The organism is Brachybacterium sp. P6-10-X1, assembly GCF_001969445.1.
In the GTDB taxonomy this organism is placed as follows: domain Bacteria; phylum Actinomycetota; class Actinomycetes; order Actinomycetales; family Dermabacteraceae; genus Brachybacterium.
The window spans coordinates 2027831-2048706 of the sequence record NZ_CP017297.1 but is presented as its reverse complement, the minus strand read 5'-3'; the positions used below and the strand labels follow the sequence as shown (position 1 = coordinate 2048706).

The window sequence follows — 20876 nt, the reverse complement described above, 5'->3', positions numbered from 1 at the left end:
CCCTGACGTCGCGGCCGAGGAGCCGATGATCCAGCTCCTCGCGGCCGACGGCACCCGGACCCCGCATCCGGAGCTGGACGAGGTCCTCGCCGGCCGCGGGGGCGACGACGACCTCGCCTCCCCGCAGCGCCTGCGCGGCTACTACCGCGACATGGTGATGATCCGGGCGGCGGACCTCGAGGCGACCAGCCTGCAGCGCCAGGGCCAGCTGGGACTGTGGGCCAGCGCGCTGGGGCAGGAGGCCGCCCAGATCGGCGCCGGCCACGCCTCCCGCGAGCAGGATTACCTGGTGCCGACGTACCGCGAGCACGGGATCGCCTGGGCGCGCGGCATCGAGCCGTGGCGCCTGCTGGAGTCCTACCGCGGCGTCAGCCACGGCGGCTGGGACCCCAATGAGCTGCGCACCCATCCGTACATGATCGTGCTCGGGTCCCAGGCGCCCCACGCGGTCGGGTACGCCATGGGGCTGCAGCGCGACGGCGTCGTCGGCACCGGCGACCGGGAGACCGACACCGCTGTCCTCGCCCTGTTCGGCGACGGGGCCTCCAGCGAGGGGGAGGTCTCGGAGTCCTTCACCTTCTCCGCCTCCTTCGGCGCCCCCGTCGTCTTCTTCACCCAGAACAACCAGTGGGCGATCTCCGTGCCCACCTCCGTCCAGTCCCGGGTCCCGCTCGCGCAGCGGTCCCGCGGTTGGGGCATCCCCTCGGTACGGGTCGACGGCAACGACGTGCTCGCGGTCCTCGCCGCCGTCCGCGAGGCGCTCGATGCCGCCCGCGCGGGGGAGGGGCCGCGCTTCATCGAGGCCCTCACCTACCGCATGGCCGCCCACACCACCAGCGACGACGCCTCCCGCTACCGCCCGTCCTCCGAGGAGGAGGAGTGGGCCGAGAAGGACCCGATCCTGCGCCTGCGCCGCCACCTCGAACAGCTCGGGGAGATCGACGAGGCGTTCATCGCCCGCTGTGACGAGGAGGCCCACGACCTCGCCATGGCCCTGCACCACCACATCCACGGCATGGAGGATCCGGACCCGGCAGACATGTTCACCCATGCGTACGCCGAGCCCCACCCGATCGTCGAGGCCGAGCGCGAGCAGTACCTCGAGTACGTCGCCCAGTTCGAGGACGACGCCGAGCAGACGGGAGAGCGCTCATGAGCTCGACATCGACCACCAATCTCCCGATCGCGAAGGCGATCACCGCCGGGCTGCGTGATGCGCTGCGCGCCGACGACAAGGTCCTGCTGATGGGCGAGGACATCGGCGTGCTCGGCGGCGTCTTCCGCGTCACCGACGGCCTGCACGCCGAGTTCGGCCCCCAGCGCGTGGTCGACACCCCTCTCGGGGAGGCCGGGATCGTCGGCACCTCCGTGGGCCTGGCCGTGCGCGGCTACCGGCCCGTGGTCGAGATCCAGTTCGACGGCTTCGTGTTCCCGGCGTTCAACCAGATCACCACCCAGGTCGCCAAGATGCACAACCGCACCAACGGCACCGTGCACATGCCGATCGTCATCCGCATCCCCCACGGCGGCGGCATCGGGGCGATCGAGCACCACTCCGAGAGCCCGGAGGCGCTGTTCGCCCACACCGCGGGCCTGCGGATCCTCGCCCCCTCGAACGCGCAGGACGCGTACTGGATGACCCGTCAGGCCATCGAGTGCGAGGACCCCGTGATCATGTTCGAGCCCAAGAAGCGGTACTGGGTCAAGGGCGACGTGGACCCCGACCGGCGCCCGGAGCTGTCCCCCTGGCAGGCGGAGATCGTCCGCCCCGGGGCCGACGCGACCCTGCTGGCCTGGGGCCCGAGCATGCCGCTCGCGCTCGAGAGCGCGGAGGCCGCCACCGAGGACGGCATCGAGCTGGAGGTCATCGACGCCCGCTCGCTGGCCCCCGTCGACTATCCGACCATCGCCGCGTCGGTGCGACGCACCGGCCGCCTGCTGATCACGCACGAGGCCCCGGTGCTCGGCGGGCTCGGCGGCGAGATCGCCGCCCGGATCTCCGAGGAGTGCTTCTACCACCTGGAGGCCCCCGTGATGCGGGTGGGCGGCTACCACCTGCCCTACCCGCCGGCGCGCATGGAGAACGCCTACCTCCCCGACCTCGACCGGGTGCTGGACGGCGTGGACCGTCTGCTCGAGCACTGACGGCCTCCTGCCGGGCGGCCGAGCCCCTGCGTGAAAGGATCGACTCATGAACGATGGGCCAGACCAGACTGCGACTCCCTCCTCCTCGGCGGTCGTCACGATCGCGCTCACCGATCCCGGTGAGGGGCTGACGGAAGCCGAGATCATCGACATCAAGGTCGCCGTGGGCGACACGATCGCCATCAACGCCCCCGTGGTCGAGGTGGAAACCGCCAAGAGCGCCGTGGAGCTGCCCAGCCACGTCGGCGGCACCGTGGTCGCGATCCTGGTGGCCGTGGGCGACGAGGTGCCCGTGGGCACGCCGCTGCTCGAGATCGACACCGCCGGGGGCCCCGCGCTCAGCGGCGGCTCCGCCCCTGCCGCCGCGGCCGACGACGCGCAGACCGCCGCCGAGGTCGCCCCGCAGGGCGCGTCGGCCGACGCGGGAGCACCCGCCCCGCAGGATCCCCGGGTCTCGGCCCCGGCCCAGCAGGGCACCCCCGCCGCGCCCGCCACGGAGAAGCCCGGGAACGAGGAGGAGCCCAAGAATCTCGTCGGCTACGGCGCGAAGGCAGCCCCGCAGCGCCGCCGTCGGCGGAAGATCGCCCAGGACGACGGCCCCCAGATCCCGATCGACCGCATCCTCGCCAAGCCCCCCGTGCGCAAGCTCGCCCGAGACCTCGGCATCGCGCTCGCCGACGTGTTCGCCACCGGGCCCGACGGCACCGTCACCCGCGACGACGTCCTCGCCGCCCAGCAGCGGGCGATGTCCGGGGACACCTCGTACGCCCCGGACCCGGGAGCCGACGGGCACTACTTCCCCGAGGAGTCCCCGCAGGCTCCGGAAGGGCTCGGAGGCGCCATGAAGACCACCCGCGACCAGCCCTTCGCCCGGGTCACCAGCGACGAGCGCACCACCCGCGTGGCCATCCGCTCGGTGCGCAAGCGCACCGCGGAAGCGATGGTGGCCTCGGCCTTCACCGCCCCGCACGTGACGGTCTTCAACGAGATCGACATGACCCGGGTGGTGCGGATCGTCGCGGACCTCAAGGCCTCCCGGGAATGGGCCGACGTGAAGATCAGCCCCCTGGTCGTGATCGCGAAGGCGCTGCTGGTGGCGATCCGTCGCAACCCCGAGGTCAACGCCTCCTGGGACGAGCAGAACCAGGAGATCGTCTACAAGCATTTCGTGAACCTGGGTATCGCCGCCGCCACCCCGCGCGGGCTCATCGTCCCCAATCTCAAGGACGCGCACCTGATGACGCTGCGCGAGCTCGCCGAGGGGATCGACGAGCTCGCCCGCACCGCGCGCGCCGGGCGGACCTCCCTGTCCGACACCCGGGAGGGGACGATCACCATCACCAACTTCGGCGTGTTCGGGATCGACTCCGGCACCCCGATCCTCAACCCGGGCGAATCCGTGATCGTCGGCGTCGGCGCCATCAAGGAGAAGCCCTGGGTGGTCGACGGACAGATCGTCCCGCGTCAGGTCGCCCAGCTCGCGCTGAGCTTCGACCACCGCCTGATCGACGGGGCGCTCGGCGCCGAGCTGCTGCGCGACGTCTCCGCCGTGCTCGAGGACCCCGCGCTGGGTCTGGTCTGGGGCTGACCGGCGTCCGGATGCGGGGTTGCGCACCTCTGCGGGAGCCTGGGACCGTCCCGGCACGCTCGTCGGTACCCTGATCCGGTGACCCCGAGCCCGACCACGCCACCGCACATGCGCCGCGACGACCCGCGGATGCAGACGGTCGAGATGGCCGCCCTGCGGCTCGAGGACGTCAGCGACGGCGACACCTTCGGCTCGGGGCCGGTCCAGGCCCGCCTGAGTCCGCGCCGGATCGCCCTGCTGGTCGCCGCCGGCGGAGCGATCGGGTCGATGCTGCGCTTCCTGCTCCAGGTGCTCGCCCCCACGGTCTCCACCCCCACCCTGGTCGAGCTGCCCTGGTCGACCCTGTGGGCGAACGTGCTGGGCTGCCTGGCCCTGGGCGTGCTCACGGGCGCGCTCGAGGTGCGCCCCGGCCGGCCCTGGATGCAGCCGCTGCTCGGCACCGGTCTCTGCGGCGGGTTCACCACCACGTCCATGGTGGTGCTGGAGGGCGCGGCGATGATCGGCGCGGACTTCCCGATGCAGGCCTTCGCCTACGCCCTGCTGACCGTCTTCGTGTGCTTCGGTGCCATGATCGGAGGCATCCTCGGCGGGCGGCGGCTCGCTCACCGGGCGGCCGCGCGGAGCGAGCGCGACGGGCGCGGGAGCTCCCGCACCACACGGGACGGCACCTCCGCCGAGCAGATCGACTCCGACGCCGCGCCCCGCGCGGAGGACGTCGTGCCGGGCGAGACGCACGCCGAGCGGCCCGTGGACGACGTCGACCCGCCCGCGGCCCGCCCCGAGCGGGGCACCGCCCGGAGCCCGGAGGAGGAGTCATGAGCGCGGGGCCCTTCCTGCTGGGCGCGGTCCTGGTCGCGATCGGCGGTGCCGGCGGCTCCGTGCTGCGCTGGTGGCTGCGCGAGGCCGGCATGCGCCGAGCGGCCCGCCGCAGCAGCGACGGGGACCTGAGAGCCAAGCCCTGGCTGACCTTCCTCGCCAACGCCCTGGCCTGCTTCGTGCTCGGGATCGTGGTCGCTCGCCTCGGATCCGCCGTCTCCGGAGTCGGCGAGCTCGCATTCCTGCTGCTGGCCGTGGGCTTCTGCGGCGGTCTGTCCACCCTGTCCACCGCCGCCCTCGACATCGTCGAACTGCTGCGACGCGGCAGCTTCGCCCTCGGCGTCGCCTACTTCCTGCTGACCATCGGCACCGGGATGGCCCTGCTGTGGCTGGGGCTGGTGATCGCCTCGTGACCACGACCACGCAGCGACGAGCCGCTCCGGCGGTCGTCGCGATCCTGCTCGGCGCGCTCGTCGTGCTCGCCCTGATCTCCGACCTGGCGGCCGCCGCGGCCGGCGGGGACAACCTCGTGCTGCGCAACGCCGGGCCGGTGGCGCGCCACGGCGGCCCGATCGCCGCGATGATCGCCGACCTCGCCGCGGCCGTGACCCTGGGAGGGGCGGTCGTCGCCGGCTGGCTGCTGCACCAGGAGGCCGACCGGGCCCGGGCGATGACGCTGGTCGCGATCGCGGCGGGCGTCACCACCCTGGCCCGGGGCGCCTCCCTCGCCTTCTCCTACGCCCTGGCCACCGGCCAGCCCATCATCTCGGCCCGCTTCGGCTCCGATCTCAGCGTGTACCTGGCCACCGATCTCGGCGTCTGGTACGTGACCGCGCTGGTGATCGCGGCGGCCGCCACCACGATCGCGGTCATCGGCACCACGCCGGCGGTCGCCCGCGCCGTGGCCGTCGCCGCGGGTCTGGTCGCCTTCTCCAGCGCGATGACGGGCCATGCCGGCGGCGGCCAGGACCACGAGGTGGCCACCTCCACGATGCTCGTGCACCTGCTGGCCGTGGGGGTCTGGCTGGGGGGCCTGGGACTCCTGCAGACCCTGCCGCGCAGCGTCCGCGACGATGCGCGCGTGGTGCGGGGCTACTCCCATCTGGCGCTGATCTGCTGGGTCGCCCTCGCCCTGAGCGGGGTGTGGGCGCTGGCGGTGCGCATGAATTCGGTGGGGGAGATCCTCACCAGCGCGTACGTCCAGCTCGGCGTGGCCAAGGCCGTGCTGCTGCTCGCGCTGGGAGCACTGGGGGCGCTGCAGCGCCGGCAGATCGCGACCGGGTTCAGCGCCGACGACACAGGACGCCAGGCTGCGAGCACCTATCGCCGTCTGGCGATCCTCGAGCTCGCCCTGATGGGTCTGGCCGTGGCGCTCGCCGCCGCCATGAGCTCCTCCCCGCCCCCGGCCGACGACGGCACCCCGCCGCCGGGCCCGGCAGGTGTCCTGACCGGATATCCGCTGCCGCCCGCCCCCGACCTGGGCGCCGTGCTCACCGCCTGGCGGCCCGCCCCCTTCGGGATGCTGCTGGCCTGCGTCATGGTGCTGGTGTGGTGGAGGCCGCGCGGTCCGCAGCGGGACCGCGGCGCGAGCCGGCGCCTGGTGCTCGCCGGCATCGTGCTCGTGCTGCTGACCAGCGGACCGCTGAACGTGTACTCGAAGGTTCTGGTCTCCGCGCATCTGCTCCAGCATGCGCTGCTGCTGGCCGGGGCCGGAGTGCTGCTGGGCAGCGCGATCGCGGTCCCGTCCCTGCTGCGCCGCGCGGTGGGACGCCGCTGGTGGTTCGCGGCCCTGATCGCCGCCGCACCGCCGGCCCTGCTCGGGGCGGTGTACGCAGGACCGTTCCTGCGCCCTGCGCTCGACGGCCACGCCGCGCACCTGGCGCTGCAGTTGCTGGCGCTGGGCGGCGGGGTGCTGAGCGCCCTCACGGTGCGCGCCGCGAGCGGCGTCGGCGCGCGGCTCCTGGTCGCCGCGGCACCCTTGGCGCTGGGGCTGGCCGGGGGGATCCTGCTGGTCGGCACCGACCGGCTGATCGCGGCGAGCTGGTTCGGGGCGACCGGGCGGACGTGGCTCGCCGACGCTCTGGCGGATCAGCAGCGCGGGGGGATCGCCGTGCTCGCCGTGGTCGCAGTGACGGCCCTCGCGGCCGGTTACGCGCTGCGGCCCCGACGTGCGACGGGCCCCCGGCCCACGCCGAGTTCCCGGCGTGAGGGCTCCCCCGATCAGGACCCGGAAGCGGCCCGGCAGGCGCGGTGACGCCCGGCCGGGCGGTTCCGGCGAACAGCTCTCGCGCCCGGGCGAACAGCTCCCGTGCTCAGGCGAACAGCTCGCGCACCGTGCGCAGGCGCGCCAGCAGGGTGTCGCGATCCACGGAGGGCACGAGATCCTCGCCGGTGGCGTCGGCCCCTCCGCCGCCGGCCGGGGTGCTGCGCGCGGTGACCCGATTCGCCCCGAGCACCCCGCCCAGACGGCCCCGCACGCCGTTCTCGGCAGGGGCGGCCGCGGTCGGCACGGCGCTCTCGGATCCCGCCCGCAGGCGCTGGAACTGCCGCAGGGCGGGGGAGTCCTCGTCCCGGGTGGCGGCCAGCACGTAGGCCGCCAGATCGGCCTGCTCGACGAGAACCGGCAGCACGCCGCCGGAGACCCGCTGCTGACCGAGCACCACGAAGTCGTCGCGGCCGCGCGGGAAGGCACCGAGGAACAGGTCGGGTTCGCCGTGCGTGGTGCGCGGGACGATCTCCTCGCTCAGATGATCGGCGCCGACTTCATAGCCGGTGGCCAGGACGATCAGGTCGGGGGCGTAGCGGATGTGCCCGGCGTGGGTCTCGGGGCCGTGGTGGGTGAGGGTGCCGTCGGCGTCGATGCCGGTGACCTCTCCGGCGGGCGTGATCCGGCCCTCGCGCACGCGATCCAGCACATCGTCGGAGATGATCACGGAGTCCTCGAGCAGCGGGGCGGCCGGGCGCGGCAGCCCGGCGTCGGCGGGGTGGCCGACGCTGCGGCGGACGACGGCCTCCGCGATCTTGGCGTTCAGACCGCCGAGCACGGAGGGCTCGCGGGAGGCGGCGACGTCGCCGGGGACGCCGCCGATCCGTCGCGGAACCACCCAGTGCCCCGTCCGCATCGACCAGCGCACTTCGAGGGCGCGGCGGGCGGCGTCGACCGCGATGTCGGCGGCGGACTGCCCGGAGCCGACGACGAGCACGCGCTGACCCTCGAGCCCGTCGGGCCCGCCCCACTGCGAGGAGTGGATGACCCGCACGGAGCGCGGGACGTCCGCGGCCCAGTCCGGCCGGTGCGGGCGCTGGGAGATGCCGTGGGCGGAGATCACTGCGCGGTAGATCATGATCTCCCCGGTGGAGAGCTCGACCTGCCACACGCCGTCGTCGAAGGGACGGGCGGAGCGCACGGCCACGCCCGGGCGGAACTCATCGGTCAGCTGATGGCGCGCCGCATAGGCGCGCAGGTACTTGGCCATGTGGCCGGGGCTGAGGAACTCGGGGAAGGACACCGGCTGCAGCATGTCCTCGTACTGCGTGAACTCGCGAGAGGAGATCATCTCCATCGCCGGCCACACCGGGGTGTCCTCGCGCTCCTCGTTCCAGATGCCGCCGACGTGCTTCGCACGGTCGACCAGGTCGAAGGGGACCTCCAAGGCCTTCAGGGCCGCGGCGGCCGCGAGACCGGCGGGCCCGGCGCCGATGATCAGCACCTTCTCGCGGGTGGAGATCTGGTCGTGGAGGTCGGGCATCGAGCAGAACCTTCCGGGTGGGGCGGCGCGCGGCGGCCGGGAGGTTCCCCGGACGCCCGGCTCAGCGGCGGGCTGACGCTGGCCATCCTAGTCTGCACCTAGTCTGCACCTGGTCTGCACGGCTCCGGGCACGCACGCACTGCGCCGACGCGAGGCACGGTGGGGCGTGGTCAGCCGATGGCGGTGCGACGCGCCGAGACCCTCAGGGTGATGCCGATCGTGCGGGACACGTGGGCGAGGATCACGTGGTCGCGCAAGAGTCGGCGGGTGCCGGTGTGGTCGGGGCGGCGGCGAGACGGACTGCGACCGGTCCGGCGCCGGCCGGGAGACGCGTCGGCGACGGTCCCCTCGCCGAGGACGTCGGGGCGCGGGGCCGGGGATCGCTCATGCAAACTCATGCAAGGACGTCACCTGCCTTCTCACGGGCCAGCAGCAGTGCGCCCGGGAGGCCGCTCGGGACGGTGCAGTAGGTGCGCCCGTCGGCCCGCAGCCCGGTCGCGACCTCGTCGTGGATCGGGCCCGCGGAGGCCAGCACCGAACCGGCCAGCACCACGGGAAGGCCCGCCCGCGGGTCGAGTGCCCGCACGGTGTCCATGACGTGCCGCACCGCGGTGTCGAGGATCTCGCGAGCGACGGGGTCCTCGGGGACCGACCCGGGCAGGCGGGCGAATCGTCCGAGCGCGGCCGGGGCCCCGGCCGGCAGGACGTCGTCGAGGGCCCGGATCAGGTCCTGGCGCGGGTCGCCGGTCGGGGAGGGTGGCAGCAGGCCGTCGCGCAGGTCCAGGTCCAGCAGGTCGGCGACCTGCTCGGTCAGTCGGGTGCGTCGCCCGCGCCCGTCGAGATCGGCAGCGACCGCCTGCAGGGCGCGACGCCCCAGCCACACCGCCGAGCCGATGTCGCCGAGCAGCCAGCCCATCCCGTCCCGGCGCGCGACCGCCTCGCGCTGCTGGAAGCGGACGGCTACCGCGCCGGTGCCGGCCAGCACCAGCAGCCCGTCATCGCCCATGCCGCCCGCGAGGAAGGCGGTGTGCAGATCGTCGGTGACCAGGATGCGGTCCTCGGGGATGTCCAGACGCTCGAGCCGCTCGCCGACGGCGGCGGCCACGTCGCGCGCCCGGGCCGGTCCGGCCCCCGAGATGCCGAGCGCGACCGCTGCGACGTCCATCGCGTCGCCGAGCTCGTGGCGACCACGGTCCAGCACCATGCGCACGGTGTCGGCCAGATGGTCCAGGGCGGCGGAGCCCGAGGAGCGCAGGTTCGCGCCGGGACCCTCCACCTCGGCGGCCACCCCGCCACCCAGCGGAGCGAGGGCCAGGCGCGAACGGGTTCCGCCGATGTCCCCGGCGATCACGACGCGGGTCGGGCGGGCGGCGGTCGGGCGGGAGGTGTCGTCGTCCATGGTGGTCCTCCTGTGGCCCTGTGGCCCTGTGGTCGTGAGGCGGTGGCTGTGGCGCAGTGGTTGTGGCGCAGTGGTTGTGGTGCGGTGGCTGTGGCCCTGTGGCGATGACCCCGGGATCGGGCCCCATCGTAGGGCGGGGTTCACCGGGACGGCGGTCTCGCTACGCTGGGAGCGGCCCCCGGCCCCGATCCCAGGAGACCCCGTGACCGACCCCGATGATGCGACGGCCCTGGTGGACCTCGCCTCCCCGACCGAGGAGCGCAACCCGGCCAGCGCCGAGCTGGACGCGCTCGATGCCCGCGGCATGGTGGACGTGATCCTCTCCGAGGACGCGACCGTCGCCGCGGCCGTCCAGGCGCAGGCCGGGCCCCTGGCCGAGCTGGTCGAGGTGTGCGTCAGCGCGATCTCTGGCGGGCGCACGGTCCACTACGTCGGCGCCGGCACCTCGGGGAGGCTGGCCGTGCTCGACGCGGTCGAGCTCGCCCCCACCTTCAACGCGGACGAGTCCATGGTCACCGCGCACCTGGCCGGCGGCCCGGGCGCCTTCCTCGCCGCCGTCGAAGGCGCGGAGGACGATGCGGACGCCGGTGCGGATCTGGTCGCGCAGAACTGCGAGCTCGGGGACGTCGTCGTCGGCCTGGCCGCCAGCGGTCGCACCCCCTTCGTGCGCGGCGCCCTGGCCGAGGCCCGCGAGCGGGGCCTGCCGACCGCGCTGATCTCCGCGAACCCCCAGGCGCAGCTCGCCTCCGCTGTGGACATCCCGATCCTGCTGGACGTCGGCCCCGAAGTGGTCACCGGCTCGACCCGGATGAAGGCCGGCACCGCCCAGAAGCTCACCCTGAACGCCCTGTCCACCGCCACCATGGTGCGTCTGGGCACCACCTTCGGGAACCTCATGATCGACGTGCGTCCCACCAACGCCAAGCTCGTCGGCCGCACCGTGCGAATGCTGGTGCAGGCCACCGGTCAGAGCGCCGAGCGGGCCGCGGAGGTGCTCGAGGCCGCCGCCGGCAGCGTCCGGCCCGCCCTGGTCGCCCTTCTCGCCGAGGTCGACGTCACCGCCGCCGAGGCCGCGCTGGCGCATCACCCCCGGGACCCCCGACGGGTCGGTGACCCCGCCGGGATCCGCTCGGCCGTCGCGGCCCTGCGAGAAGGGACCGACGAGCCGGCCGGGCCGTGACCACTCGGTCCCACGCGTCGGAAGGGCGGTCGGTGCGGTCCGACGTGTCGGATGGGACGAGTCAGTCCGACACGTCGGACCGTACGCCCAGCCGGTGCACCAGGCTCGGCGCCTGTTGAGCGCCCGGCGGGTGCACCCGGCTCGGCATGACCAGCAGGCGCTGCACGGGCTGCGGAAATTCCCTCGACGCGGCCGTCGCCGGATCCTTACACTCGCTCCCATGCGCTTGTGATCAGCCCCCGCCCCTCACCGCTTCCTCGTGATCCGGAGCTGATCCATGTCCATGCACCCCGCGCGCTCCGCCGCCTCGGCCACCCCGACACCCGCGGCCGACCCCGCGCCGGCGGCCCTCACCACGGGCTCCGGGGACCCGCGCCTGCACCTGCGGGCGGACGGGATCTCCTTCTCCTTCCCCGACCGCCGCGTCCTGACCGACGTGAGCCTCGTGGTGCCCGCGGGACGGCCCACCGGGCTGCTCGGGGAGAACGGCAGCGGCAAGTCCACCCTGCTGCGCATCCTCGCCGGGGGCCTGGCCCCCGATACCGGGGCCGTGCAGGCCCCGGGCCCCGTCGGCGTCCTGCACCAGGAGCTGCCCGCCGGCCCCACCACCGCGCTCGCCGACGTGGTCGCCGACGCGCTGGAGCGGTCCCGACGCCTCGAGCGTGAGCTCGTCGCCGCGGGCGAGGCCCTCGCCGCGGACGACGAGCCCGCCCCGCGTGCCGCGATCCGATTCGACGAGTTGCTCGCCGAGGCGACCCTCGCCGACGTCTGGAACGCGGACCGTCGGGCCGAGGCCGTCCTGGCCGGGCTGTCCCTCCAGGAGATCGACCCCGCGACACCCCTCGGCGAGATCAGTGGTGGCCAGCGCGAACGCCTCGCCCTCGCGCACCTGCTGATCGCCCGCCCCACCACCTGGCTGCTCGACGAGCCGACCAACCACCTCGACGACGACGGCGCCGCCTTCCTCGCCGCCACGATCGCCGCCCACGGGGGGGCCGTGCTCATCGCCAGCCACGATCGCGCCTTCCTCGACGACGCCACCGCCGCGCAGCTGGACCTGGACCCCGCGGAGAGCCCGGTCCGCAGCGAGCCGGGCGGGCTGACCGTCTCCACGGGCGGGTTCAGCGACTACCTGCTGGCCCGCTTCGCCGCGAGGGACCGCTGGGAGCACCGCTTCCGCGCCGAGCAGGACGAGCTGAAGGAGCTGCGGCAGGCCGTGAAGGACTCCGCGACGGTCGGGCATCCCGGCGCGGCGCCGCGCACCGAGGGCGGGATGGCGAAGAAGTTCTATGCGGACCGCAACGCCACCGTCGTCTCCCGCCGTCTGCGCGAGGCCCGGGCTCGTCTCGCCCAGCTCGAGGAGGACCAGGTCCGCAAACCGCCGGCGGAGCTGGAGTTCACGCATCTGCCCCCGGTCCCCGGCCGGGGTGGGGGAGCGGACGGCCGCTGGGCCTCGGGCAGTGGTCGAGGAGCAGCCGGAGCGGTGCTGCTGACGGCGCGCGAGGTCGCCGTCGACGGCCGACTCGCCCCCGTCTCCTTCAGCCTGTCGACCGGCGAGCACCTGCTGATCACCGGGGCCAACGGCTCAGGAAAATCGACGCTGCTGGAGACCGTGACCGGCCACCTGGCCCCCACGCACGGCACCGTCGACCACCCCCGGGGCCTGCGCATCGGTCATCTCGGCCAGGATGATGCGGCGATCCCGGGACGCACCGTCGGCGAGCATCTGCGGGCGGCGGCGTCGGGTACGGAGGCGGGCGCGGCCCGTTCCCGGACGGCTGACGACACCGTGCCCGAGCTGTTCGGCCTGGTCCATCCCCGCGACCTGGCCCGGCCCCTCGAGCTGCTCTCCCGCGGCCAGCTGCGCCGGGTCATGCTCGCCGCCGTGCTGCTGGACCCGCCCGAGCTGCTGGTCCTGGACGAGCCCACCAACCACCTGGCGCTGGTCACCGCGACCCGTTTCGAGAACGCGCTGGCGGACTGGCCAGGCACCGTGCTGATCGCGTCCCACGACCGCTGGCTGCGCAGCCGCTGGCAGGGGGAGACGCTCGCCCTGACGGGATGAGGCCCGGCTGCGGCCTGCGGGCGACGTCCTCGCGGGCGGTCGCGGCGTGGACGACGACGTCATACGGGTTCATGATCCTCGGTGCTGCGAGGGCGATGCGCCAGGCTGGGGGCAACACCACGTCGACAAGGAGACCTCCGTGACCGAGCAGCCCCAGAAGTTCGAGACCCTGGCAGTCCACGCCGGCCAGCAGCCGGACTCCGACGCCGGTTCGCGCGCCCTGCCGATCCACCAGACCACCAGCTTCGTGTTCCCGACGGCGGAGTCCGCTGCGGACCGTTTCGCGCTGGCGGAGGCCGGCCCCATCTACACCCGCATCACCAACCCCACCCAGAGCGCGGTCGAGGACCGGGTCGCCGCTCTCGAGGGCGGTGCGGCCGGTCTTCTGGTGGCCTCCGGGCAGAGCGCCATCACGCTGTCGATCCTGAACCTCGCCGGCGCCGGGGATTCCGTGGCGGTCTCGCCGAGCCTGTACGGCGGGTCGTACAACCTGTTCAAGCACACCCTGAGCCGCCTGGGCATCACGGCGCAGTGGGTGGACGATCCCACAGACCCTGCTTCCTGGCGTGCCGCGGCCGACGAGACCACGCGGGCGTTCTTCGTCGAGTCGATCCCCAACCCCAAGCAGGACATCCCGGACCTGCGGGCCGTCGCCGACGTCGCCCACGAGGTCGGGGTGCCGCTGATCGTCGACAACACCGTCGCCACCCCGTTCCTGCTGCGGCCGCTCGAGCACGGCGCCGACGTCGTCGTCCACTCCGCCACCAAGTTCCTCGGCGGCCACGGCACCTCGATCGCCGGCGTGATCGTGGACGGCGACAGCTTCGACTTCTCCGCCCAGGCCGAGAAGTACCCGCAGTTCACCGAGCCCGACGAGTCCTACAACGGCCTCGTCTTCGCCGGGGTGCCCGCCGCTTTCGCGACCCGTGCCCGCACCAACCTCCTGCGTGACCTCGGCCCGGCCATCTCCCCGTTCAACGCCTTCCTCATCGGGCAGGGCCTGGAGACGCTGCCGCTGCGCATGGAGCGCCATCTGGAGAACACGCACCAGGTCGCAGCCTTCCTCGAGGCCGACGACCGCGTGGGCACCGTGACCTGGGCGTCCCTGGACTCGTCCCCCTACAAGGCGACCGCGGACACGTATCTCCCGCGCGGTGCGGGCAGCGTGCTCGGATTCGTCCTGCCCGGTGGTCTCGAGGCCGGCCGTCGCTTCGTCGACGCTCTCACCCTGCACTCGCACGTGGCGAACATCGGCGACGTGCGGTCCCTGGTGATCCACCCCGCCTCGACCACCCACTCCCAGCTCAGCGAGGAGGAGCAGCGCGCCGCCGGCATCGAGCCCGGCTTCGTGCGCCTGAGCGTCGGCGTCGAGCACATCGACGACATCCTCGCCGATATCGAGCGGGGGCTGGTCGCCGCGAGCTGAGCGCCGCGCGGCCCGTCGGTCGGCGTGGCCGGGGAGCGCGGCCCGTCGGTCGGCGTGGCCGGGGCCAGGGGGTCCCGTGAGGCCGCGCCGGGCGCGCTGAGACATCGTGCAGGGGGGGGGGATCGATACGCTGGAGGCATCATGAGCTCCGCACCCGTGCCCCTGCCGTCGTCCCCGCTGGACACCTGGCCGCCCGCCTGGACCCCCGCCGCCGTCATCTTCGACTTCGACGGGCTGCTGGTGGACACCGAGGCCGAATGGGTCCGTGTGCAGGACGCCTACCTCGCGATGCACCAGGTCCGGATGAACCCCGCCACCCGACGCCAGGTCACCGGGCAATCGGCGGAGATGGTCGTGACCGTGATCGGCCGCCTGGTCGACAAGGCTCCCGAGATCGTCGCCGAGGAACTGCTGGCCGCCCACCGCGAAGGCCTGCGGGATCGCGAGCAGCTGGTGCCGCTGCCCGGAGGCATGGAGGCCGTGCGGGCCGTGGCGGCGAAGCGTCCGGTCGCGATCGCCTCGAACTCACCGCGGGACATGCTCGATCACAAGCTCGAGGCCACCGGCCTGGACGCGGTGGTCGACGCTCACGTCGCGGTCGAGGACATCACCCATCCCAAGCCCGCACCGGACATCTACCTGCGGGCCGCCGAGATGCTCGGCGTCGACCCCACCGACTGCCTCGGCTTCGAGGACTCAGAGACCGGAGCGTCCGCCGCGCTCTCCGCCGGGCTGCACCTGATCGCCGTGCCGTCCATCCCCGGGCAGGATCCCCGCGCCCAGCGCCGCCTGACCACCCTCGAGGACGACGTGCTGACCGACTGGATCGCCGGCTGGGACGTGCGGCGATGAGTCCCGTCCCCGCCCCCGGCGCAGGTGATCGCACGGCCGGAGCGGCGTCCCCGGGAGCGGCGTTCCCCGCTGCATCGGCTCCTGATCCCGCCCCCGGCGCCTCGGCTCCCGCCTCTGTCACGGGCAGCCCCGAGCGGTTCCGGCAGGTCTTCGGCGACTGGACACCGCAGGCGGTCGTCTTCGACTGCGACGGGCTGCTGCTGGACACCGAGAGCGTCTGGCAGCTCGCCCAGGACGCCGTGGTCGCCGCCCACGGGGCTCGACTGCGCCGGGAGGACGACGCCGCGCTGCACGGCTCGACCATCGAGGACGCGGCCGCGATCCTCGCGGAGCGGTCCGACAGCAGCAGCGAGGCGCTCCTGGCCGACCTCCACAGCGCGTTCGACCGTGAGCTCGCCGGTGGTATCCGCCTGCTCCCGGGTGCCCGCGAGATCATCGTGGCCGCCGGGGCGCGCGTCCCGCTGGGCTGCGCCTCGAACTCGTGGCTGGAATCCCTCCAGGACAAGCTGCACCTCGGAGGCCTGCGCGAGCACTTCGCGGTGCTGGAGGCCTCGGACACCGTCGAGCGCCCGAAGCCGGCCCCCGACATGTACGCCGCGGCGGCCCGTGCCCTCGGGGTCCGGCCGGGCCAGGCCCTCGCCCTCGAGGATTCCGGGACCGGAGCGCGCGCCGCCCGCGACGCCGGGCTGCGCCTCATCGCGGTGCCGGCGCCCGGCCATCCCGCTCCGGCGGCCGATCTCGTCCTGGACTCCCTGACGGACCCGGACCTGGCGGCATGGGTCGCCACCTGGTGAGCAGGCCGATGTCCCTGCCCGCGCTCCGACCCGCACCCCTGCCTGCGCGCCGGCCCGTGCCCTTGCTCGCGCTTTTCCCTGCGCACAGCTCCACGCGCCGGTCCCCGGACGGGTCCGGAACCCGTGTCGCCTCTCCGCCGCCGCCCTCGACCGCTCCCGCGGGTCGGGAGTGCGAATGTCCACGACCGTCATCTGAGTTGGCCACTGCGCCTCGAAACAGGGTTCACTGGACCCCATGACCACACCGAGCGACCCCTCCGCGCCCTTGACCGACCGCGCCCACGGTTCCCCGCTGCGTGGGCGCGGGTGGCTGAACACGGGCGGCGTCGACCTCGACCTGGAGTCGCTGCGGGGAAAGATCGTCCTGCTGGATTTCTGGACGTTCTGCTGCGTGAACTGCCTGCACGTCCTGGACGAGCTGCGGCCCCTGGAGGAGAAATGGGCCGATGAGCTGGTCGTAGTCGGCGTCCATTCCCCGAAGTTCGAGTTCGAGAAGGACCCCGAGGCACTGGCCGCGAACATCGAGCGCTACGAGGTCTCCCACCCCGTCATCGACGATCCGGAGCTGGAGACCTGGTCCGAGTACGGCGCCCGGGCCTGGCCGACCCTGATGGTGCTCGACACCCACGGGCGCATCGCCGGCAACCTCTCCGGCGAGGGGCACGGGGAGAACATCGACCAACTGGTCGCCCGTCTCGTCGTCGAGGGGGAGGCCGACGGCTCGCTGCGCCGCGGACCGGCGCCGACCGTGCTGACCGAGCGGGTGCCCCAGACCCTCCGCTTCCCCTCCAAGCTCACCACCCTGCCCGACGGGCGACTGGTCGTCTCCGACGCCGGCCAGCACCGCCTGGTGGTCTTCCAGAACGACGGCCAGACCGTCGACGAGATCATCGGCACCGGCGCTCGCGGCCATGTCGACGGCGACGGGGAGACCGCGCAGTTCGCCGAGCCCAACGGTGTCCTCGCGCTCCCGGACGAGATCGCCTCGGAGGTCGGCTACGACCTGCTGGTCACCGACACCTCCAATCACCTCCTGCGCGGGGTGAAGGTGGGCCAGGATCGTCTGCTGCGCTCGCGCACCGCGACCGAGGTGAGCACCGTCGCCGGTTCGGGCTCCCAGTGGATGCAGGGCGATCAGCAGCCGCGCGGCGAGGGCGACGCGCGCAACTACGCGCTGTCCACCCCGTGGGACGTGACCTGGTCCCGCGTGCTCGGCCGCTCGGTGATCGCGATGGCCGGCGTCCACCAGCTGTGGACCTTCGACCCGGTCACCGGGGCTCTCATGGTGCTCGCCGGCACCACCCAGGAAGGATTGGTCGACGGGCCCGCCGTCTCCTCCTGGTGGGCGCAGCCCTCCGGCCTCGACGAGCTGCGCGACGGCCGCATCGTCGTCGCCGACTCCGAGACCTCTGCGGTGCGTGTGCTGGACCCGCAGACCATGCAGGTCAGCACCCTCGTCGGAGAGGGCCTGTTCGACTTCGGTCATGTCGACGGGTCCGCGGACATCGCCCGCCTCCAGCATCCCCTGGCGGTCACCGCGCTGCCCGACGGACGCATCGCCGTCGCCGACACCTACAACGGGTCGATCCGGATCATCGAAGAGCACACCGAGGACGACGCGGCCTCGAGCGCCCCGGTCACCGTCGTCACCGTCGCGACCGACCTCGACGAGCCCTCCGCGGCGATCGTCGGCCCCCCGGTCGACGGCATCGGCCAGCTGATCGTCGTCGAGTCCGGGGCCCACCGCGTCACCTGGGTTCCGGTCGCCAAGGCCGCCGAGCGCGTCATCGACCTGGGCGCCCAGCGCTCCGAGCGCCCCGTGACCGACGTCGGCCCCGGACCGCTGACCGTGCGCGTGCTGTTCACCCCGCCCGAGGGGCACAAGCTCGACGACTCGCTGGGCCCCTCCACGCAGGTCACCGTCTCCACCACCCCGTCGGCCATGCTCACCGGCGGCTCCGGCGTCGACACCTCGCTGGAGCGCACCCTCACCCTGGATCCCGCCTACCCCGAGGGCGTGCTGCACGTCAGTGCCCGCGCCGCCTCCTGTGACGCCGATCCCGCGGTCGAGTTCCCCGCCTGCCACATGCATCAGCAGGACTGGGGCGTGCCGATCCGCGTCGTCGACGGCGCCCCCACCCATCTGGATCTGTCCCTGCTCGCCTGAGCCGCTCTGCGACTCTGCCGAGCCCCGACGTCGGAAGCTGTCTCTTGGACCTGATCACTCAATTCCCCTTGGGCGATGACATCGCCGTGACCCTGCTGGTGCTCGGCGTGCTCTCGGTGGCCGCCCTGATCGCCGGTGCCGTCGTCCCCAGTCGCCTGCAGCGCGACGAGGACGCGGTCGAGGTGGACGACGACCTCGGACGCCGCCTCGGCCGACAGCTGTCCGCCGCAGGATCGATCATCCTGTGGGTCGGACTGCCTGCCGTGGTGCTGCTGTACCTGGTGCCGGGATCGACCGACGACCGCATCCTGCGCTCGGCGATGATGCTGGTCGGCCTGGCGCTGGGACCGCTGGCCGCCTGGCGCGGACTGGCCGTGCAGCTGGCCTCTCTGGGCCTGGACCCCGAGCGCCGCCCCGCCCTGATCTCCCGGCTGGGGGCGCTGACCGTCACCGGGGCGCTGGCCCTGGCGATCCTCCCGGTCGCCATCATCGTGTGGTTCCTGCAGGCGGCCGGGTCCTCGGCGCTGATGGCGCTGGCCGGGGGCGCGGCCATCTCGGCGCTCGCCCTCCGGGTGACCTCCGCCCCGCTCGAGACCGCCGCGGCCTCCTCCGCGATCCTGGTCGGGGCCGACGAGCACGAGATCGACACCGACGACCCGGCCAACCTCGGAGCCGCCCCGCTGCGGGGTGCGCGCATGTTCCGCCGCGGCGCCGCCGGCAGCGCCGACCTGGTCGCGCTGACCACCGCGGCCTCGGCCATGGGCATCATGCTGGGGGTCCCGGTGCTGGCCGCCGAGGGCATCCTGGTCGTGCTGCTCGCCCTCGGCGTCGCCCTGCTCGCCGGCGGCGTCGTCGCTGTCGTCCCGCACCGGGGACGGCCCGGCCACGAGCGCGGGGCGCTGCGTCTGGGCGGGGTCATCCCCGCTCTCCTCGGCGGCGCCGGGATGGTCGCGGCCGCCGCGCTGTGGCTCCCCTCGGCCTACAAGGACCTGCGCTTCGGCCACGTCGGCATGGAGAACTTCACCGATCAGGCCATCGCCGGTCCGCAGCCGTTGCCCCGTGAACAGCTCGAACCGCAGATCGCCCAGGCCGGCGCCGATCTGGGGAAGCTGGTCTCCCAGACCGACGACTCCCGCCCCGCGAGCGCACTGCTGGACATGGTCACGCTGTACACGATCTCGCCCAGCGTGGTGGCCGCCTCCGCCCTGGGGATCGGCGTCGTCGTCGCGCTCGCCGCGATCCTGCTGCTGGACGGGACCGGCAATCGGGTCGGCTCCACCGTGCTGCGCACCGCCCGCACCAGCCGCACCGGTGGCGCACTGGGCACCGCCGCCGGCCTCGGCTCCACCGCGCTGCTCGCGGCGGGGGCCCTCGCCCTGCTGCTGATCGTCGCCGGCGTGCTCAGCGTGCTCAGCGCGGGCGTGCCGGGCATGGCACTGGCCCTGCTGTCCTACACGGGCCTCGGAGCGCTGGTGGTGGCCGTCGCCCACGCCGGATCGCTGATGGCGCCGACCCTCGTGGACCGACCGGAGGCGGAGCGCTCGCTGCGCGATGCCGGTGCCGGCGCCTCCACCGGCCCTCGGGCCGCCCTGCTGCTCGCGGCGACGCTCACGGGGCTGGCCGCGCTCGGCCCCATCGTCACCGCGCTCCAGGTCGCACCCCGGGCGGCGACCGTCTGGGAGGACCGCGCCCTGCACGGGCTGAGCCCCACCTCACTGTCCCTGGTGGGCGGGATCGGCCTCGGCGTGGTCGCGGTGCTGCTGGTGACCGCCTCGCTCCTGGACGGCGCCCGCCGACTGGGCGCCAGCGCCGTCGTCGGGACCCGGGCGGCGATGCTCGAGAAGCGCGCCTCCGTGAACCTCGAGGACCTGCCGGACATGGTGCGCCGTGCGGTGCTGCCCGCCGTGGTGATCGTCGTGCTGATGCCGATCGTGGCCGGCTTCGGCCTCGGCCCGGCCGCGCTGCCGGGGCTGGTCATCGGGGCGGTCCTGACCGCCCTCGCCCTCGGCCTGTGGTCGCTCGGGGCCGGTGCGACCCTGGAGAACGCGGCCGCGATCATCGGTCACGGACGCTACGGCGGCCCCGGCTCCTGGGGACACTCCGGTGCCCTCGGCGGTGCGGTGCTGACCGGCACCCTGCGCTCCGTGATCGGGTCCGTGGCGCTGCCGCTGCTGCTGACCTCGTCCCTGCTCTCGGCCCTCGGCGTCTCCGCCATCGTGGCGATGAACACCGACGGAACCAGTGTGTATCTGCGCTGGGGTATCGCCGTGATCGCCCTGATCATCGCGTTGACCTGCTGGGTGATCGCCTCGACGGCGGCCGAGGTCGACCTGGAGGACGAGGTCGGGGAGATCTCCCGCCCGCTGTTCTCCCGCGCCGAGGAGGAGTCCTCGGACGGTCTGGACGCCATGGACTGGGAGGTCGAGGAGGACGCCGAGCAGGTTCCGGCGGCGGCTCAGAAATCTGCCCGCTCCGGGAAGCGGGGCCGGCGCGGGAAGGGCGACGACGTCCGCTGAGCGGTCGGTGGAAGGGCGACGACGTCCGCTGAGCGGTCGGTGGAAGGGCGACGACGTCCGCTGACCGGTCAGTGCCGGGCGGGACCCGTGCTGTTGCGTCGACGGATTCGGGACGTGAGCGGCACGCGCTGAGCCATGAGTACAGCTCGCGCCGCTCACGTCCCGTTTCTGCGGACAGG

The 20876-nt window shown here is 73.6% G+C and carries 16 protein-coding genes; 13 read left to right on the top strand and 3 right to left on the bottom strand.

Annotated elements, in window-relative coordinates:
- Nucleotides 1-25: 25 nt before the first annotated feature.
- From BH708_RS09405 to BH708_RS09380, 6 genes are all read left to right on the top strand, one after another.
- Nucleotides 26-1156 (top strand): thiamine pyrophosphate-dependent dehydrogenase E1 component subunit alpha, encoded by a 1131-nt coding sequence (locus tag BH708_RS09405; protein ID WP_076808344.1) that lies wholly within the window; start codon nucleotides 26-28, stop codon nucleotides 1154-1156.
- Complete coding sequence (locus tag BH708_RS09400; protein ID WP_076808342.1) at nucleotides 1153-2145, top strand: alpha-ketoacid dehydrogenase subunit beta; 993 nt, start codon at nucleotides 1153-1155, stop codon at nucleotides 2143-2145. Before BH708_RS09405 ends, BH708_RS09400 begins: the two co-directional genes overlap by 4 nt.
- Before the next feature lie 46 nt (nucleotides 2146-2191).
- A complete protein-coding gene (locus tag BH708_RS09395; RefSeq protein WP_076808340.1) occupies nucleotides 2192-3733 on the top strand; it encodes a dihydrolipoamide acetyltransferase family protein in 1542 nt (513 codons plus the stop codon).
- A gap of 78 nt (nucleotides 3734-3811) precedes the next feature.
- Nucleotides 3812-4552, top strand: coding sequence for a CrcB family protein (locus tag BH708_RS09390; protein WP_253705533.1), 741 nt, complete (start codon nucleotides 3812-3814; stop codon nucleotides 4550-4552).
- Nucleotides 4549-4962 carry a CrcB family protein gene (locus BH708_RS09385; RefSeq protein WP_076808337.1) on the top strand — a complete coding sequence of 138 codons (414 nt, stop codon included), beginning with the start codon at nucleotides 4549-4551 and terminating at the stop codon, nucleotides 4960-4962. Before BH708_RS09390 ends, BH708_RS09385 begins: the two co-directional genes overlap by 4 nt.
- The gene (locus tag BH708_RS09380; RefSeq protein ID WP_076808335.1) at nucleotides 4959-6803 is read left to right on the top strand and encodes a copper resistance D family protein; all 1845 of its coding nucleotides are present in this window, start codon (nucleotides 4959-4961) and stop codon (nucleotides 6801-6803) included. The genes BH708_RS09385 and BH708_RS09380 overlap by 4 nt, the downstream gene beginning before the upstream one ends.
- A 58-nt stretch (nucleotides 6804-6861) precedes the next feature.
- On the opposite strand, the gene BH708_RS09375 is transcribed toward BH708_RS09380, so the two are convergent.
- From BH708_RS09375 to BH708_RS09365, 3 genes are all read right to left on the bottom strand, one after another.
- Entirely contained in the window at nucleotides 6862-8298 is a 1437-nt protein-coding gene (locus BH708_RS09375; RefSeq protein ID WP_076808333.1) for an NAD(P)/FAD-dependent oxidoreductase, read from the bottom strand.
- 170 nt (nucleotides 8299-8468) lie between these two features.
- Nucleotides 8469-8696 carry a hypothetical protein gene (locus BH708_RS09370; RefSeq protein ID WP_076808332.1) on the bottom strand — a complete coding sequence of 76 codons (228 nt, stop codon included), beginning with the start codon at nucleotides 8694-8696 and terminating at the stop codon, nucleotides 8469-8471.
- Nucleotides 8693-9697, bottom strand: coding sequence for an N-acetylglucosamine kinase (locus BH708_RS09365; protein WP_076808330.1), 1005 nt, complete (start codon nucleotides 9695-9697; stop codon nucleotides 8693-8695). Before BH708_RS09365 ends, BH708_RS09370 begins: the two co-directional genes overlap by 4 nt.
- Before the next feature lie 202 nt (nucleotides 9698-9899).
- Between BH708_RS09365 and BH708_RS09360 the strand changes: the two genes are divergently transcribed.
- From BH708_RS09360 to BH708_RS09330, 7 genes are all read left to right on the top strand, one after another.
- A complete protein-coding gene (locus BH708_RS09360; RefSeq protein WP_253705532.1) occupies nucleotides 9900-10877 on the top strand; it encodes an N-acetylmuramic acid 6-phosphate etherase in 978 nt (325 codons plus the stop codon).
- Between the two features lie 277 nt (nucleotides 10878-11154).
- Complete coding sequence (locus tag BH708_RS09355; RefSeq protein WP_157235842.1) at nucleotides 11155-12942, top strand: ABC-F family ATP-binding cassette domain-containing protein; 1788 nt, start codon at nucleotides 11155-11157, stop codon at nucleotides 12940-12942.
- 139 nt (nucleotides 12943-13081) lie between these two features.
- On the top strand, nucleotides 13082-14368 hold the full coding sequence (locus tag BH708_RS09350; RefSeq protein ID WP_076808328.1) for an O-acetylhomoserine aminocarboxypropyltransferase/cysteine synthase family protein: 1287 nt from the start codon (nucleotides 13082-13084) through the stop codon (nucleotides 14366-14368).
- Nucleotides 14369-14509: 141 nt separating this feature from the next.
- Nucleotides 14510-15220, top strand: a complete 711-nt coding sequence (locus BH708_RS09345; protein WP_076808327.1) for an HAD family phosphatase — start codon at nucleotides 14510-14512, stop codon at nucleotides 15218-15220.
- Nucleotides 15217-16014, top strand: coding sequence for an HAD family phosphatase (locus BH708_RS09340; protein ID WP_083713428.1), 798 nt, complete (start codon nucleotides 15217-15219; stop codon nucleotides 16012-16014). The genes BH708_RS09345 and BH708_RS09340 overlap by 4 nt, the downstream gene beginning before the upstream one ends.
- A gap of 235 nt (nucleotides 16015-16249) precedes the next feature.
- A complete protein-coding gene (locus BH708_RS09335) occupies nucleotides 16250-18181 on the top strand; it encodes a thioredoxin-like domain-containing protein (protein ID WP_076808325.1) in 1932 nt (643 codons plus the stop codon).
- Nucleotides 18182-18249: 68 nt separating this feature from the next.
- Nucleotides 18250-20697 carry a sodium/proton-translocating pyrophosphatase gene (locus BH708_RS09330; RefSeq protein WP_253705531.1) on the top strand — a complete coding sequence of 816 codons (2448 nt, stop codon included), beginning with the start codon at nucleotides 18250-18252 and terminating at the stop codon, nucleotides 20695-20697.
- Nucleotides 20698-20876 lie beyond the last annotated feature (179 nt).